The organism is Bacillus thuringiensis, assembly GCF_001182785.1.
Lineage (GTDB): Bacteria > Bacillota > Bacilli > Bacillales > Bacillaceae_G > Bacillus_A > Bacillus_A thuringiensis_S.
Window position 1 is genome coordinate 5207953 of sequence record NZ_CP012099.1, and the last position, 16140, is coordinate 5224092.

Sequence of the window (16140 nt, forward strand, 5' to 3'; positions counted from 1 at the left end):
ATCCTCCTTATCATGAAGGATTTTCAGTTTATCATGTTAAAATACTATCATTACCTACTATAATTCAATGTTATTTCGAAGGCGTTTTACATAATTACGACTGACTGGAATCGGTTGCTCATCATACCTATCTAAATACAAATTATACGTGCCATTATAATAAGGTTTCAGTTCTTTTACATATGACATATTAATTAAATAGCTTTTATGCACACGTAAAAAATCATATGCATTTAGCTTATTTTCTAATTCCTGAAGTGTATATGTTGAAATATACTGATTATTCGTTGTGTAAATTGAAACAGTTTTATTTTCTTTATTTTTACTTACATATACAATATCTTCTGGGAGCATATATCGTATACCCTCTTGACTTTCTATCGGTAGTTTCCGCAAATAACTCTTTGCTTTCTCACCTTGTTCTTTACCTATTTTATATAAAAGAAATTGTAAATCTTCTTCACGAAATGGTCGTAATAAATAATAAAATGCTTGGAAACGAAAAGCTGTAATAGATTCCTCTATGTTTTCACCTACAAAAATAAATTTTGTATAGCAATTTATTTCTCGTAATAAACTTGCATATTCAAAACCAGTACCATCTAGTAATTTGGAACTTAAAAAAACAAAGTCTGGTATATGTTTTTTCATCATAAATAAAGATTCTGTTCCTGTCTTTGCTTCAAAACATTCTACATTTCTCATATTTTCAGTGAAATTTTCAGCTAACTCTCTTCTCTCTTCTGCCTCTTCCATGATCAGTAAAATTTTCATTTCTTCAACCACCTAATTCTTTGTCCATATGTCCTGCTGTATACATTCGCTTTTATAAGAAATAATCCCTTTTTCTTACTATACCATTATTTATCTAAAAAAACAGAAAAAAGGAAACCACTTCGGTTTCCTCTCCCCTTTTATCCTACATTAACTGCCTAGAAAGAGCCGAGTAGTGTAGGATAATAAACGGTCAGGGATACGTTTAAAATTTCATTTTATACTAATTCTCGTTGCTTCGTTTCCTGTCCAAGTATTACTACAGCGAATACACCAATTAAAATTGATCCGCAGAAAATCGTAAATATTAATGATAGTGAAGCTTCTGAGGCAACTAAATACCCCACTAATAGTGGCCCAAGAATACCACCAATACGCCCAAATGCTGCTGCCATTCCTGCACCTGTACCACGAATAACGGTTGGATACTGCTCAGGTGTATAGGCGTATAATGCTCCCCAAGCACCTAAGTTAAAGAAGGATAGTAACATACCTGCCACGATTAATACTGTTAATGAATCCGCAACCCCAAACAAATAGGCACTGCAGGCTGTTCCGATTAAATACGTAACCAAAACAAATTTACGACCGAGACGTTCAATAAACCAAGCAGCAGTGAAATATCCTGGAAGTTGAGCTAATGTCATAATAAGTACGTATTGGAAACTTTTTATTAAACTAAATCCTTTTAGCACCATTACACTTGGTAACCAAAGGAACATTCCATAATAGGAAAAGACAACACAAAACCATAGAATCCATAGCATAATTGTTGCTTTACGATATTCCCCAGACCAAACTGATTTTATATTTTCAATAACAGATGGTCTTTTTTCAACTTTTTGGAACCTTGGGGAATCCGGTAAATTCCATCTTAAATATAAAGCATATAGTGCTGGAACTGCACTCAATACCATCGCGACTTCCCAACCATATTTCGGAATAACAAAATACGAGATAAGAGCTGCAATTAACCATCCACCTGCCCAAAAACTTTCTAATAACACAACAATTTTCCCACGCTCATGTGCTTCAACACTCTCTGATACTAGTGTAGAGGCAACCGGAAGCTCTCCGCCAAGCCCCATACCAATTACAAAGCGTAAAACGAGAAACATCGCGAGTGTCGTCGTTAACGCAGTTAAACCACTACCGATAGAAAATAATAATAATGTAATAATAAAGACTGATTTTCGCCCTATTTTATCTGATAGTATCCCAAAAATAAGCGCTCCTACTGCCATACCGATTGAGTTAATACTACCTATCCATCCCATTTCCTGGCTCGTTAATCCCCAATCCTTTTGCAAGGCTACCATTACAAATGAAAGCATTCCGACATCCATTGCATCAAATAGCCATCCAAGCCCAGCTATACCAAGTAGTTTGCGCTTCGAAATTTCTTTTACCTTGCCCACTAGAAGTCCTCCTCACACAGGTGTCTTTACACATCATTTTACATGTGTGAATTGTATAAGTAAAATACTTTTGTGTAAAAAATTTCTCCTTCATCATTCCCAAAAAGTAAAACGCCTATCCCGATTGGTGAGGGCTAATAATCAGTAGAGATGCCTAACTGATTAAATTTTCAATTTATTAAAAACGAACAAATAAAAAAGCAGCGATATTTCGCTACTTTTTCGAACGCATTACTTCTTTTAAAAATTCCGCTAATACTAACTGACGACGCCAGCGTGTTGGATTACTGCATAATCTATAAAACCACTCTAAATGAATCGCTTGAATCCATTTTGGTGCACGTTTTACCTCTCCAGCCCATACGTCTAAACTTCCGCCTACTCCAACAGCCATTTTCGTTTCTAAACGATGCTTATTGTTTTGGATAAAGTTCTCTTGTCTTGGGAAACCGAGTGCAACAAGTAATAAATCTGGTTTCGCTTCTTGAATGCGAGAAATGATATTTTCTTCGTCTTCTTGTTTAAAATAACCATCTTGTGTCCCGGCGATGGATACAGCTGAATATGTCTTTGTTAAGTGATCTGCTGCAGCTTGTACAACATGCGGCTTTGCACCTAATAAGAAAACAGATACTGGTTTACTATCCTCTGATAACTTCGCAAGTAAATTACACATTAAATCAAAACCTGCTACACGCTCTTTTAAAGGTGTACCAAGCATGCCACTTGCCTTTACAACCCCAATACCATCAGGTGTAATTAAATCTGTATTCAATAATGTTTGATAGAACTTTTCATCCTTTTTTGCGCACATAACAATTTCAGGATTTGCTGTCACTACCTGAAACGTATGAGTTCGCTCCGCTTCTAGTTGTTCTTTTAAATATTGGACCGTTTCATCCATTGTCATTGTAGAAAAAGGAACGCCTAGAATATCAACTGTTTGTACTGCCATAGTTAACTATCCTCTCTATCATTACAAGTTTTTCGCTATTAATTGCTTATATGTTTCTTTTGTATCGTCATATAGTTTTTGAAGTGAGAAGTCCATAGTAGCATGCTCATAAATATGTTTACCCATTGCTGCTAACTCTCCAGTTTTCCACTTATCATACGCTTCTTCTAAAGCTAATGCCAATGCCTTTCCATCACCTGTTGGCACAATCCATCCGTAAGTTTCATCTACGATTAATGGTTCAATTTCTCCAGCTCTAGTCACAATTGATGGTACACGTTGGTTTGCCGCTTCTAATAAAACTAGTGGGAACCCTTCACTATGGGAAGTTAATAAATTTACATGTGACGACGCAAATAATTGTTTTACATCTTGACGATGTCCTAAAAACTCTACTTTATCGTTAATCCCTTTTTCAGTAGCTAATGACTTTAGATTTTCTTCTAATGGGCCATCTCCAACTAATAATACTTTAATTTTCTCTAATTTTGTTTGTTGTAACGCATCGAATAAAACTTCATGTCCTTTGACAGGATGTAATCGTGCTACTTGAATTACCGTAAATACATCTTCATCAATATTGAACATTTCTTTTTTATTATAGCCTTCTGCTTTTTCCTGATCGTATTCAATTCCATTATAAATAACATGCATCTTGTCATTTGAAATGCCTAATGCTGCCAAGCTTTTTTTCAATCTATTTGTTACAACGAAAAATAAGTCTATATTTTTTAAGGCTTTCAAATTTAATTTCGTAAAAATCCAACCTTTTAAGCCCTGTTTAGTAAAGTCTTGAAATGGATCACTATGAATAGTCGTTACCCATTTTGCCTTTATTCTCTTTTTCATTAAAGAAACATAGAAATTAGCCCTAGGACCATGCGTATGAACTACATCAAATTTTTCTTTATTAATAAAATCACTTATATTCTTTAAAATGGATAAATCATAGCGCGATTTTTGTGAAAACACATGGACTTTTATCCCTAACTCCCTTGCTTCCTTCGCAACAATTCCATCTTCAAATACTGCTAATTCTACTTCACCAGTTGGAAACTGATCGAGAAGTGAAATAATATGTGTTTTCCCTCCCCCATCTTCTGCTCCTGCATTCATATGCAATATTCTCATATTTTTTCCTCCTTTAAATCCTCGCTACGTTTCCATCTATTTTTATTTTACTGTACTAAAAAATAAAAGCTAACAAAAGTTAGCTTTTATTTTTATCATTCAATTTCTAGGTCTACTATTAGATAAGCTAACACCACTACAAAGTATATCCCAACTCCTGGTGCTGTTAAAATATGTCCTGCAATATAAGCAATACCTAACGCTAACAATAAGCTTGCTGAAATCATTCCATATTTTATATTAAATATGTCCTTAAATCTCGTAGCAAATGCTAGTAGAATTCTTAGCCCGTAATAAATAAATGGAATCATTAGTAATACAAAGCCAATAATCCCGAAATCATAAAACCAATCATGGAAGTCCATTTCAATTAGTTTTGGATCTGGCTGCTTTTGTTCATTATATTTAAAGTTACCTGCATAACCCATTCCTAATAACTTTTGTGACATTGGCGCTTCTTTAAAGAACTGCTTATGTCTTTCTTCATATACTTGACGTCCACTGAAAATAAGATTTTCTTGATTTTCTTTCTTTTGCTCTTTTTCAAGTTCTTTCTTAACTTCTACTTCTATCTTCGCTTTTTCTTCTGGTTTTTCAACCTTATGGTGCTTTTCTTCTTTTTCTTTAATTTCTTGTTCTTTTTTCAGCTTATCTTTAATTTCTTGTTCTTTTTGATCTTGTTGTGCCACATTTTGCTCTGTTAAATAGTTATTGTGAATACCCATATTTTGCGCTAATGGTGTTTGTTTAAACGTCCCAACTACACCGGCTAATAGGATAATAGCAATTACTGCGTTAAGTGCAAGAGATTTTTTATTCGGATTTTTTCTATCAAATAATAATTGCAGTACAATGATCCCGATTGCTGCTGCTAACGTAGCACCAATTGAGCCCATTCCTACTTTCGTACCAACTTGGATTAGCGAATAAATCATTAAAAGTGATGGGATCCAATATAAAACGTGCTTCACGCTTTTTGTTTTTTGAATAGAATATAGTACCACAATAGGGAAAATAATAGCTAAGATTGAACCTAGTTCATTTCCTGCATAGAACCAACCTCGAGAACCAACCTTCATCCATTCATAACTACCAAAGTCAGTAGATGTTGAAATAGAAATAACCATAATTGCATTAATGATTAATGTAGAATATACAATACTATTTCGAACCTTATCGCTAATATTAACTGTCTTTTTCAATGATTTTAAAGCTAAAATGTATGACCCCAGCATAATATATATATATAATGCTTTCGCAACGAACTTAACTTCTTCACCAAGTACAATAGGATCCTTAACTAGTTTGTTATTAATAAATCCTACCCCTAAAACTCCGGCTAATAATATAAGATAAATTAAAAACTTTCTATTTTCCTTCTCTTTTGCCTGAATTAAAATGTAAATACCACCAACAGCCATAATAAGGAATCTTACTAAAATTCCAACGGTAGCATTTGACTTTAATAAAGTGATGCTAAGAGACGTTAATAAATCTAAAACAGGCTGTAAAATAATAAAAAAGAGCAAAAAATGCTCAAATCTAACCCTAGCTTGATTTGCTAACATTCCAAGACCTCCATACAAAATCTTAACATTATCTTTTAATCATAATTTATTATCGTTAAAACACACCTAGCAATTATAACATAACTCATATTTAAATTGAGAACTATTTTTATACCGAAACTAGCCAATCCACCTTAAGTAGTACTAGAAAATATTATCCTTTAGCTATCCTTCCCTATCTCTATAAAAACTATCTAACACTCTTTCACTTATTATCAGTATTATAGTAACATTTGTTAATCTATGTATTAACATATAAAATTCGATAATTACAAAATGACATCCACTCGGCTACCCTACAATGAAAAATTAACCTTGCTTCGTTTTCCCCTAAACATTTTCAAACGCTTTCTTTATGTATTTTATCCGTTTTTCTACATGTAACGAAAAGTAATTGTTATTTCCAATACTTTAGTGTATATTTTTTCTCTGGAACATCTTTAAGAGGAAGGGATTAAGGCCATGTTATTAATCGATATATTTACGTTTCTTGGCATTATCGCCGCTGCCATTTCTGGTACATTAGTTGGTTTAAAAAAAGATTTAGATTTATTTGGTGTCCTTTGTTTAGCTGTAGCTACTGCGCTCGGCGGCGGTATTATTCGTGATATCATGATTGGTAACCTGCCCCCTGTCGCATTTGTAAAACCCATTTACTTTTTCGTAAGTGTATTATCAGCATTATTTACTTGTATGTTTTTTGAGCGCATCAATAAACTTCAAGTCGTTATTATGCTTTCTGATGCTGTTGGCTTAGGCGTTTTTACAGCTATTGGTGCAAATGCGGCAATGTCACATCATGTTGATGCCTCATTTCTAGTTGTTTCAATGGGAGTCATTACAGGTATTGGAGGCGGTATTTTGCGTGACATTTGTGCTCAAGATATCCCTTACGTATTCCGAAAAGAGATTTACGCAATCGCTTCTATCTTAGGAGCAATTAGCTTCCTAATCACACACGCTATGGGGGCGCACGTATTAGCTTTCTATGTTTGTTTATTAGTAACATTCGTTATTCGTGTCGTCACTGTAATATATAATGTGCATTTCCCTGTTTTCTTTAAAACACATGCTAAAATTAATAAAGGCCATTAAGAGAATTCTAGATAGAATTCTCTTAATTTATATACTATTCAACGAACTAATATAGAGTAATTATATATAAGCATATATAATTACTCTATATTAGTTTTAAAATTGAAAACGTTTTATAAACAGGGGGAAGAATGATGCTTGGGGTTTTCAAAAAAAATATTAATAAAACAAATGCCAGTATAATCGAATTAAGTAAGGACCAACAAATAACTTTTAATGTACCTACTAATTCTGAATTAAAAATTCAAATGGATATGCTACATATTTCAAAAGAAGATTTACAAGTTGTAAAAGTACTACAGCCTTTTATTTATGCAGAAATTGATTGGATTACTGAAAAATTTTATGCCAACATTACAAAACAACCTAATTTAATTACTATTATTGAACGTTACAGCTCTATTCCAAAACTAAAACAAACTTTAAAAACACATATTAAAGAATTATTCAGCGGCAATATGCATGAAGATTTTATTGAACAGCGTGTTAGGATTGCCAAAAGACATGTACAAATTGGTTTACATCGAAAATGGTATACTGCTGCTTATCAAGAATTATTCCGCTCTATCATGAAGATTTTACAAACAAAAATATCAACAATCGATGATTTTTCTTATTCTATAAATGTCATAAATAAATTATTCACTCTTGAACAAGAACTCGTTCTTGCAGCTTATGAATCTGAATATGAAAGAATGCAAAAAGAACATGAGAAAGAAAAAGAACTAACTGCTATGACAATTACGCATATCGCAACAGAATTAGCTGCTGTATCTGAAAAAACAAGCTCTTCTATTCAAAAACTAACCGCCAAATCTGAAACTATTGTAGAAATTGCTAAAACAGGTACATCATTAGCTACAACATCTGAAGAAAAAGCGAATAAAGGGAAAGAACAATTAAACCAGCAAAACAAACGAATGGGATCTATTCAAATGAATATGGAAACGATTATTACAGATACTCATGAACTTCTCGATATTTCTAACAAAATTAACGAAATCATAGATATCGTTAAATCAATCGCGGAGCAAACAAATTTACTCGCACTAAATGCTGCTATCGAGTCTGCACGTGCTGGAGAATTTGGGAAGGGGTTTTCTGTTGTTGCTGGTGAAATCCGAAAATTATCAGAGCAAACGAAAGAATCTATATTTAACGTTACAAAGCTCGTCGAAAAAACAAATGAACAAATTACTCGTGTCTCGTCTTCCGTGAAACAAATTAGCTCTCTCGTATCAGAAGGAACGGATAGTATGTCGGCAACAGATCGATACTTCCAAGAAATTGTAAAAGATATGTCTAACTCAAAAGAACAGAATAAGAAAATTGAACATGAGCTACAAGCTATTTCACAAGTAATGAAAGGAATTCAAGATGATTCCTCACAAATGGCTCTAACAGCCGATAATTTACAACTAGAACTAAATCGATAAGATATAATCAGCCCTCACCAATCGGGATTTTACGAGTAGCAGGGCCCCCACCTAACTTCTTTGCTTTCGCTGAATTTTGAGGTGGGGGGCTTACTGTCCGGAAAATAGCGGGATAAAATTCAAGTCAGGCATACTTTCCATTTGCACTGACTACTAAATTTCATCTTCCATCAAAAAAAAGAATCCAGAATGGATTCTTTTTATTTTCTGAAAAATATTTTTTGACAATACACATAACTCATATAAACACCAAAGCTCTGCAAAATAAACAATGCCGGCATAATTACATTGTAATATGCCATATCTACTTGGAAGAGCCTTAACAATACGTAGCCACTAATTAAAAATAAGAACAACATATATCCCTCATTTTGTTGTTTCTTAATAAGGAAGTGTAATAGAGCTATAGTCATAAACAATGTTACCGCTATATATATCAGTTTTTCACATTTGAAAAGAATAGAATTTATCCCCTCATCTGAAAACTGATTTATCATCGGCTCTAAAAGTTTAAATCTTTCTCCCTCAATCTCTTTTAACTTTTGATCAATATGCTCTGTTACACTTTGATTTTTCGTTATTTTTTCCTCATGTTTCGTTTTTCCAATTAAGACAGATTGAACATACGTCTCATTCGAAATCGTATATTGTGACAATCCCATTGCCTTAATTCCATAATTCACCCCAAAATGAGTACTATAAAATAGAATAAGTATCCCTACCATCTTTAGTAACACTTTTTGTTTCGTTGCTGATTGAAACACTTCAATTAATAATACATATACAGTGATAAAAATAGGAAAAAATAATCCCATTGGAAAAATCATATTACTAAATGCAAATAAAACCGCTGAAAACACCCACATATAAGGATGATCTAACCCTTTATATAAAAGTATGTAACAAGCAAAATAAAATAAAAATATTGCAAGTGACTCAGGAGTTAATACGGAACTCAGCAATATATTTGGAATATACAGAGCATAAAATATAGAAGCAATACGACCACATTCTTCTCCAAAAACCATTGCCGCAATACGATAAATAAAAAATGCGGTTCCTGCGCAAAATAACACATTAAATAGTTGTAAAGCGAATAATGTATCACCAAATATACGAATAATTACTGACTCATATATAATAAAAGGCAAATGAGTTACAGTCTCTATATTATTACCAATTGCAATCTGCTTTGCAGACTCATACATCACTTTCATATCACCAATTATTGGAGCATCTACAAATAACAGCATACTAAGCCTCACAACTATAGATATACTTATAAGAAAAATAAGAAATTGTTTATCTGTAAAACGATATTGTAGAATTGATGCCACTAACAAAATAAGTATGACGAAAATTGCCAATATGATTGTTACACTTGTTGTACTTCCTCCAAAGAATTGCTTACTTGTCTCAAATGCTACCCAGCAACTATAAACGAAAAATGCGAGCATCGCACTGATCGTAATTTTATTGAAGAAAGATGAAAAATTTGTTTGTATATGATTCATATGTCCATTGCACCTCTATTTCCATTCATAACAAAATGATTCTATCATGAATGGGTACACGGCTGATAGGGAATTTCTATGACGAATACATAGTCATTACTTTTTACTTGCAATGTAAGCGAATCCTCTTTTACACTACATTTTAGATAAAATAAATTTTCTTTCAGTTACATGAATACAAATACAGAAGTTTAAATAATCCTCTTTTGGAATACACTTTACTTCATTAAATATCTAATATGAGTACTCCGCTTACACATATTATTCTGATTGAAAACAGACTATAGGGGCTGAATATATGGAAAAGAAATTCATGCGAGAATCTAAAGCAATTAAGACAACACGTGTTTTTCCTAACGATTTAAATAATCACCAAACACTTTTTGGAGGGAAATTATTAGCAGAAATTGATAGTATTGCTTCAATTGCGGCTGCAAGACATAGTCGTAAACATTGCGTAACAGCATCTATTGATTCAGTTGATTTTTTAACTCCAATTCACCAAGCTGATTCTGTTTGTTATGAAGCATTTGTATGTTATACAGGGAAATCTTCAATGGAAGTTTTCGTAAAAGTAATCGCAGAAAATTTATTAGCAGGCGAGCGTAGAATTGCTGCTACTTGCTTCATTACATTTGTGGCTATAAAAGATGGAAAACCTTCGTCCGTACCACAAGTACTACCTGAAACTCAGGAAGAACATTGGTTACACACAACCGGTTTAGAACGCGCGGAAAACCGAAAAAAGGGACGTTTAAAAAGTAAAGAGATGGCTGAAGTTTTAACTTTAAGTAAGCCTTGGAATATTTAACATAATCTTCTCATCATACATGCACAGGTCCTGCCTTGCATGTATTTTTTATTATAAAAAAATACTATCGCTTGCCTTTGTATCAGTGGCTTCCTCCTAAAATCACCCATCAGTTTTTCCTTTATTTTCTTATACTTTTAATGGTATATTAAGTAAAGTTGTTTATAAATAACCATAATATAGTTAAATATGTAAGGGGTGGTGCGGTAATGTCTATCGAGGTACCAATTTCAATACCAAAAACTTTGATTATTATTCCAGCCTATAATGAGGAAGAAGCAATTGCAGATACATTAACAAGATTACTAGAACTAAAACAACATTTTACAGCGTTAAGCATTTGCGTTATTAATGATGGCTCACAAGATAAAACAGCTCAAATCGTAAAAAATTTCCCTGTTCATCTTATTAATCTACCATATAATCTGGGCATCGGTTCAGCTGTACAAACTGGCTATAAATACGCATATGAGAACGGATATGATATTGCAATTCAGTTCGATGCTGATGGACAACATAATCCGGATGATTTATACAAAATTATACAGCCTATTGCTGAAGGCCAATGTGATATGGTGCTAGGTTCACGCTTTACAGAAAAAACAGCTTACAAAGGTAGTATTTCAAGGAGAATCGGTATTTTTTATTTTACTGCCCTACTGAAAGTTTTAACGAAACAAACATTTATGGATCCAACTTCTGGATATCGTGCTATCAATCGAGAAGTAATTACGATTTTTGCACACAATTATCCAAAAGATTATCCAGAGCCAGAAGTTCTTATTCATTTAAAAAAGAAAAAACTTCGCATTAATGAGATATCTGTAAATATGCAAGAGCGACAAGGTGGACAATCTTCCATCACACCTCTTAAATCTGCATATTACATGATTAAAGTAAGCCTTGCTATATTGATGCAAAAAATCGTGAAAGGTTGATAGTGAATGCATATAATTACCTTTTCATTCATCTTTATTTTGTTATTATTCTTCTTAATTATTAATTCCATTCGTCGCGGGGCTTTAGAAACAAAATATGCTATTTTGTGGATTTTCGTTTGTGTTGCAATGGCTATTTTAAGTTCTACTGATAAAATTATAAATTGGATTGGAAAACTATTAAAAGTAGAATATCCACCATCCATCTTATTCTTATTTGGATTATTATTCTGTTTCATCTTAATTTTTGACCTAACAAGAAAAATTTCTAAGCTACACCATCAACTTGTAACATTAACGCAAGATTATGCATTATTAAAGCAAAAATTAAACGTAACACAAACTGAAACTGATAACGAATAGTTTTCTATTTAAATATGAATATATATAAAAAAACATCTTAATTTCTTTAAAAAATTAAGATGTTTTTTTATTTCAAACTATTTTTTACTAATTAATAATTTACTAATTTTCATAACCGTTGCCACAGTTCCTACTCCAATTATAATAAATAAAAATGGAATTAATGGTAATGCATATCTTTCATATGCGGCATAAAAACAGGTTAAAGCTGTTTGCAGTAAAAGAATTGACCATAAAAATGTAGTCTCTCTCCACCTTTTTAAAAGGAAGATAAATGAAAGTATTGTACATATTAAAAACATTGTCTTAATAAAATTATGTATTTCATTCATATCCTTTGCAGAAACATTAAATACTTCAATATTATGCTCTATAGAATAATACGGTTTTTTCCACATAATTTCTGGCTTCAAGATTAAATAACTCTCTATCATGGAATTCCTATCTGTTTTCCACCATTCTTTCATTTTATCCTTCGCTATTTTTTCTTCTAATTCCATAAATTCATGTGCTTCCAAATTAGGGTACTTGGCGTGTAATTCTACTTCAAGTTCTGCCATATTCTTACCTTCTGGGTAACCTTTCCCTTGATACGTTCCAAGTAATAACGGATTCCCTGCCCCAGCAGTTAGTGGAATAAACTTATCAAATTGAATGTAATTGCGGGCCCACCATGGTCCAAGTACGATAAGTCCTATTCCTATACTTATAATCGCTTGCTTCATCATAATGCGGAATGGATAGCGCTTCATTAAGAGATATATAAATAATGGTATTGGATATAAAGCAACTTGTACGCGTAAGTACAATGCTAAAAAGTAGAAAATTAATACAATTAGAAAATGTTTCGTTTTATGAGTATCAGCTAATTTTAAGCTCCAATATAATAATCCCAATGAAAAGAATAGAAACGGTCCTTCTGTTAAAGTTAAATTTTCCACAACAATCTCTGGAGGATACACAGCTAATAAGAAAGCACCTATTAATCCTGCAGCGGGATTCAATAAATAAGTACCAATCTTATAAGTTAGTAAAATACTAAGTACCCCTAATAGGATAATAATTAATTTAGCTACAAAAAGGCCTTCATTGCCATTTCCAAAAAAGTAAAATACAGTAGCTAAAAACGCTGGAAAACCTGGCATAATATGAATAGTTGGTTTATCCGGCTCATGATATGTTAACATTCCTGTTTCCAATAAAATATTTGCCGTTTTTTGATAGCCTAGATCATCGCTAGCTAGAGTCAAATCTGCACCATGTGTTTGTAAAGTTGCAAAACGAAGCGCAAAACCGACTATCATAATAATCCCTAAAAGAATTACATTAGATTTGCGAGTAAATCGCCTTAACATCTCATCTTCTCCCTTCAAATACATAATTTTCAAATTATATTTCTATATTTTTACAAGACAATATATTCTATAATAAATACTTTTTATACAAAGTACAATAATAGAAAGTTGATTTACAAAGTTTATATGCGTTAAACTGATACAGATGTTCTTGTAATCTTCTTCCTTTCAAAAGGCTTGTATATATGGTGCAAGACATAAAAAATTTGAGGAGATAAAAATTCTATGATGGAACAAAAACAACTTGTTTCTGTTGTCATACCCCTGTATAACACAGAAAAATATATTGAAGAAACAATGCAGTCAATACTGGATCAAACATATAAAAACATTGAAATTGTAATTGTAGATGATGGAAGTAAAGATCAATCACCTTCTATCGTAAAAAATCTTGCCGAAAAATATCCGGGTCAAGTAAAATACGTTCACCAAAAAAACCAAGGTGTTTCAGTAGCTCGTAATACAGGGATTGAAAATGCTAGCGGAGAATATGTCGCTTTCCTTGATAGTGATGACTTATGGCATCCAACTAAAATTGAGAAACAAATCGAGAGTATGCATAAAAACAACATGGACGCGTGCTATTGTGGTTATATGAATTTCTACGAAGAAACAGGTGAAAAGGTTGAGCATACAACAAACTTTATTAAAGGTGATATGGCAAAAGCATTCTTAACACACCAAGTTGTTGCTCAAACAAGTACTTGGATTTTCAAACGCTCTATCGCAATGAATTATAATATCCGTTTTACACCAGGATGTAGCTGGGGAGAAGACTTGGAGTTTTTATTTAAACTAATGAGTGTGACAAATGTATGCTATGTCGATGAATACTTAACATATTATAGAATCTTATCGGAAGGAAATCTTTCTTCTAAATATAAAGATTACGAATTAAAAACTACTAAAGAACTGGAAGTATTCAATCGTATGAAAGACTGGGTACATAATAAATCTCAAGACTTCATTACGAAAGACCCTCAGTCACTTATTGAGATTCTTGAGACTTATTTATTCCCTTATACGGTTATCAATAATGCTTGTATATACATTAAAGAAAACTCTCAATTGGATAATGCTCAAGTTCAATTAATCAAAAAAGATATAAAGAAATATTGCCGTAAAATCTATTCAAAAAACGGAAAGCGTAGTAAAAAACTATATGCAATGCTTTGGTTTGTGCGAATTAAATTTCTGTTTTCTTAAACCGAAAATATAGTACTCACCTCTCTTTCCGTAAACAAATCAAATTTACAAATAGGACAAACTAAAAAAGTCCTAAAGAATAGAAAGGTTTTTTCTCATGAAAACAAATAAGATTCTTAAAAATGCCTCCTACCTATTTGTAGGAAATATTACTGTTCGATTTGTACTTGCTATCGCGACGATTCTCTTTGCAAGATACGTTTCTCCTGGTGAGTATGGAATGTTTACAACTGCATTAGCAGTTTCCGCTGTTATTTGTTATTTCACAGATGCAGGTTTGACACATACGTTTATGCGTGAAGGAACGAGAAAGGATGCAAATATTAGCGTACTAATCAGTAGTTATTTACGCATTCGTTTCGTATTAGCTGTCGTAATTTCTGTACTCTTCGCTATTTTTGCTCAGTTCTTCTATACGGATGTCTACTTACGCGCCATGGTATATTGGGTTGTACTACCGACAATGTTTGGAGCAACTTTACAAGGCGTTGGAATGGCTTATTTCCAAGTAACAGAACGTATGCAATTTACAGCGATTATTTCTGTACTACAAGGTGTAACAGCCGCAGCTGCGCTTCTACTAGGAATGTCGTTGAAATGGTCACTTATGACAGTCGCTGCCATGTACGGGATATCTAGTCTTGTAACAGGAGTCATCGCCTTCATAATGGTACTCCGCCATACAACAGTTCATAAGGGCTGGGACAAAGGAATTTTAGATCAACTGCTGATTTTCACAATCAATGGCATTATCATTATGCTTTTACCACAGTTAGGCCCTATTATATTAGAAAAAGTTTCGACGTATGAGCAAGTTGGATTCTTTGGAGCTGCATCGAAAATACCTGCAGTCCTTTATCAAATACCTGGTGTAATTGCAGCAGCCTTCTATCCAAAATTATTTGCGTTTGGAAATGAAAAGAATATTGATGAACATAGAAAACTATCTCAGTTTGAATTAAAACTGATGTCTTTCTTAGGAATGGGGATCTCCATTCCATTTATCGCTGATCCAAGCTTTTGGATTGTTACTTTGTTAGGTGAAGAATATGCTCCAGCTGGTGATGCTCTTGCCATTTTAGCCTTTATGGTCATTCTACAATCTATTAACTATCCACTTGCTGATAATTTAACGACAATTGGTCAACAATGGAAACGCGCAACAACAATGGGAATCGGACTAGCTGTTGCCGTTATAAGTTACATCGTCTTAGGTGGTCAGTTCGGAATGATGGGAGCCGCTATTGCCGCTATCCTTACCGAGATTACGTTATTAATCGGATTCACTCTATTTGTTCGTAAAGGCTTCTCTTTACTATTTAAAGGGATTATATTCAATACCTTAGCCTTTATAATCAGCTATATTCTATACCGTACAATATTAATTACCTTACCGCCACTAGTTGCTTTAACAATTACTGGTATATTATACGGTATTATCGGTCTTGCAATCGATCCACAAATACGCGGATTGATTTTAGGATTTATAAATAAAAAACTGGCTCGAAAATAAATAAAAATAAAAACTTCAAATCAAATTTGAAGTTTTTATTTTTATCTTCTTCACTTAAAAAAT

General features: G+C 32.9%; 14 protein-coding genes and 1 pseudogene. 8 read left to right on the forward strand and 7 right to left on the reverse strand.

Translation table 11 applies throughout. The features are described 5' to 3' along the window. Nucleotides 1-57 precede the first annotated feature (57 nt). The 5 genes from AC241_RS26895 to AC241_RS26915 all read right to left on the reverse strand — a co-directional run bounded on the left by AC241_RS26895 (nt 58) and on the right by AC241_RS26915 (nt 5846). Nucleotides 58-774: a LytR/AlgR family response regulator transcription factor gene (locus AC241_RS26895; protein ID WP_000698259.1), complete on the reverse strand. Its 717-nt coding sequence runs from the start codon at nt 772-774 to the stop codon at nt 58-60. A gap of 218 nt (nt 775-992) precedes the next feature. Beyond that, entirely contained in the window at nt 993-2192 is a 1200-nt protein-coding gene (locus tag AC241_RS26900) for an MFS transporter (RefSeq protein ID WP_000521106.1), read from the reverse strand. 214 nt (nt 2193-2406) lie between these two features. Beyond that, nucleotides 2407-3147 (reverse strand): WecB/TagA/CpsF family glycosyltransferase, encoded by a 741-nt coding sequence (locus tag AC241_RS26905; RefSeq protein WP_000290751.1) that lies wholly within the window; start codon nt 3145-3147, stop codon nt 2407-2409. 21 nt (nt 3148-3168) lie between these two features. Further along, nucleotides 3169-4278: a glycosyltransferase family 4 protein gene (locus AC241_RS26910; RefSeq protein WP_050844768.1), complete on the reverse strand. Its 1110-nt coding sequence runs from the start codon at nt 4276-4278 to the stop codon at nt 3169-3171. A 95-nt stretch (nt 4279-4373) separates the two neighbouring features. Continuing rightward, nucleotides 4374-5846 (reverse strand): O-antigen ligase family protein, encoded by a 1473-nt coding sequence (locus AC241_RS26915; RefSeq protein ID WP_016079580.1) that lies wholly within the window; start codon nt 5844-5846, stop codon nt 4374-4376. A gap of 462 nt (nt 5847-6308) precedes the next feature. On the opposite strand from AC241_RS26915, the gene AC241_RS26920 reads away from it, so the two are divergent. The 3 genes and pseudogenes from AC241_RS26920 (at nt 6309) to AC241_RS36065 (ending at nt 8377) form a co-directional block, all read left to right on the forward strand. Continuing rightward, nucleotides 6309-6941: a trimeric intracellular cation channel family protein gene (locus AC241_RS26920; protein WP_000924371.1), complete on the forward strand. Its 633-nt coding sequence runs from the start codon at nt 6309-6311 to the stop codon at nt 6939-6941. Nucleotides 6942-7075: 134 nt separating this feature from the next. Then, nucleotides 7076-7621 (forward strand): annotated as a pseudogene (locus tag AC241_RS36060) (protoglobin family protein); the annotation flags it as partial. A gap of 54 nt (nt 7622-7675) precedes the next feature. After that, nucleotides 7676-8377: a methyl-accepting chemotaxis protein gene (locus tag AC241_RS36065; protein WP_370541919.1), complete on the forward strand. Its 702-nt coding sequence runs from the start codon at nt 7676-7678 to the stop codon at nt 8375-8377. Between the two features lie 200 nt (nt 8378-8577). On the opposite strand, the gene AC241_RS26930 is transcribed toward AC241_RS36065, so the two are convergent. Then, the gene (locus AC241_RS26930; protein WP_029443699.1) at nt 8578-9891 is read right to left on the reverse strand and encodes an ArnT family glycosyltransferase; all 1314 of its coding nucleotides are present in this window, start codon (nt 9889-9891) and stop codon (nt 8578-8580) included. 298 nt (nt 9892-10189) lie between these two features. On the opposite strand from AC241_RS26930, the gene AC241_RS26935 reads away from it, so the two are divergent. The 3 genes from AC241_RS26935 to AC241_RS26945 all read left to right on the forward strand — a co-directional run bounded on the left by AC241_RS26935 (nt 10190) and on the right by AC241_RS26945 (nt 12003). Beyond that, nucleotides 10190-10702: an acyl-CoA thioesterase gene (locus AC241_RS26935; RefSeq protein WP_000412126.1), complete on the forward strand. Its 513-nt coding sequence runs from the start codon at nt 10190-10192 to the stop codon at nt 10700-10702. Between the two features lie 209 nt (nt 10703-10911). Beyond that, nucleotides 10912-11640, forward strand: coding sequence for a glycosyltransferase family 2 protein (locus AC241_RS26940; protein WP_000021473.1), 729 nt, complete (start codon nt 10912-10914; stop codon nt 11638-11640). A gap of 6 nt (nt 11641-11646) precedes the next feature. Next, nucleotides 11647-12003, forward strand: coding sequence for a DUF2304 domain-containing protein (locus AC241_RS26945; protein ID WP_050844769.1), 357 nt, complete (start codon nt 11647-11649; stop codon nt 12001-12003). 77 nt (nt 12004-12080) lie between these two features. Here AC241_RS26945 and AC241_RS26950 read toward each other — a convergent pair whose 3' ends face one another. After that, the gene (locus AC241_RS26950; protein ID WP_016079576.1) at nt 12081-13358 is read right to left on the reverse strand and encodes a glycosyltransferase family 39 protein; all 1278 of its coding nucleotides are present in this window, start codon (nt 13356-13358) and stop codon (nt 12081-12083) included. Nucleotides 13359-13583: 225 nt separating this feature from the next. Here AC241_RS26950 and AC241_RS26955 point away from each other — a divergent pair, with 225 nt between their 5' ends. After that, a complete protein-coding gene (locus AC241_RS26955; RefSeq protein WP_043935114.1) occupies nt 13584-14564 on the forward strand; it encodes a glycosyltransferase family 2 protein in 981 nt (326 codons plus the stop codon). A 97-nt stretch (nt 14565-14661) separates the two neighbouring features. Next, the gene (locus tag AC241_RS26960; protein WP_029443701.1) at nt 14662-16077 is read left to right on the forward strand and encodes an oligosaccharide flippase family protein; all 1416 of its coding nucleotides are present in this window, start codon (nt 14662-14664) and stop codon (nt 16075-16077) included. Nucleotides 16078-16140: the final 63 nt, after the last annotated feature.

Bases quoted from the DNA above. Each gene is read 5' to 3' on its own strand.
- AC241_RS26905 (WP_000290751.1), bottom strand. From the start codon at position 3,147: ATGGCAGTACAAACAGTTGATATTCTAGGCGTTCCTTTTTCTACAATG.
- AC241_RS26910 (WP_050844768.1), bottom strand. From the start codon at position 4,278: ATGAGAATATTGCATATGAATGCAGGAGCAGAAGATGGGGGAGGGAAA.
- AC241_RS26915 (WP_016079580.1), bottom strand. From the start codon at position 5,846: ATGTTAGCAAATCAAGCTAGGGTTAGATTTGAGCATTTTTTGCTCTTT.
- AC241_RS26955 (WP_043935114.1), top strand. From the start codon at position 13,584: ATGATGGAACAAAAACAACTTGTTTCTGTTGTCATACCCCTGTATAAC.
- AC241_RS26950 (WP_016079576.1), bottom strand. From the start codon at position 13,358: ATGTTAAGGCGATTTACTCGCAAATCTAATGTAATTCTTTTAGGGATT.
- AC241_RS26940 (WP_000021473.1), top strand. From the start codon at position 10,912: ATGTCTATCGAGGTACCAATTTCAATACCAAAAACTTTGATTATTATT.
- AC241_RS26945 (WP_050844769.1), top strand. From the start codon at position 11,647: ATGCATATAATTACCTTTTCATTCATCTTTATTTTGTTATTATTCTTC.
- AC241_RS36065 (WP_370541919.1), top strand. From the start codon at position 7,676: ATGACAATTACGCATATCGCAACAGAATTAGCTGCTGTATCTGAAAAA.
- AC241_RS26920 (WP_000924371.1), top strand. From the start codon at position 6,309: ATGTTATTAATCGATATATTTACGTTTCTTGGCATTATCGCCGCTGCC.
- AC241_RS26895 (WP_000698259.1), bottom strand. From the start codon at position 774: ATGAAAATTTTACTGATCATGGAAGAGGCAGAAGAGAGAAGAGAGTTA.
- AC241_RS26930 (WP_029443699.1), bottom strand. From the start codon at position 9,891: ATGAATCATATACAAACAAATTTTTCATCTTTCTTCAATAAAATTACG.
- AC241_RS26960 (WP_029443701.1), top strand. From the start codon at position 14,662: ATGAAAACAAATAAGATTCTTAAAAATGCCTCCTACCTATTTGTAGGA.
- AC241_RS26935 (WP_000412126.1), top strand. From the start codon at position 10,190: ATGGAAAAGAAATTCATGCGAGAATCTAAAGCAATTAAGACAACACGT.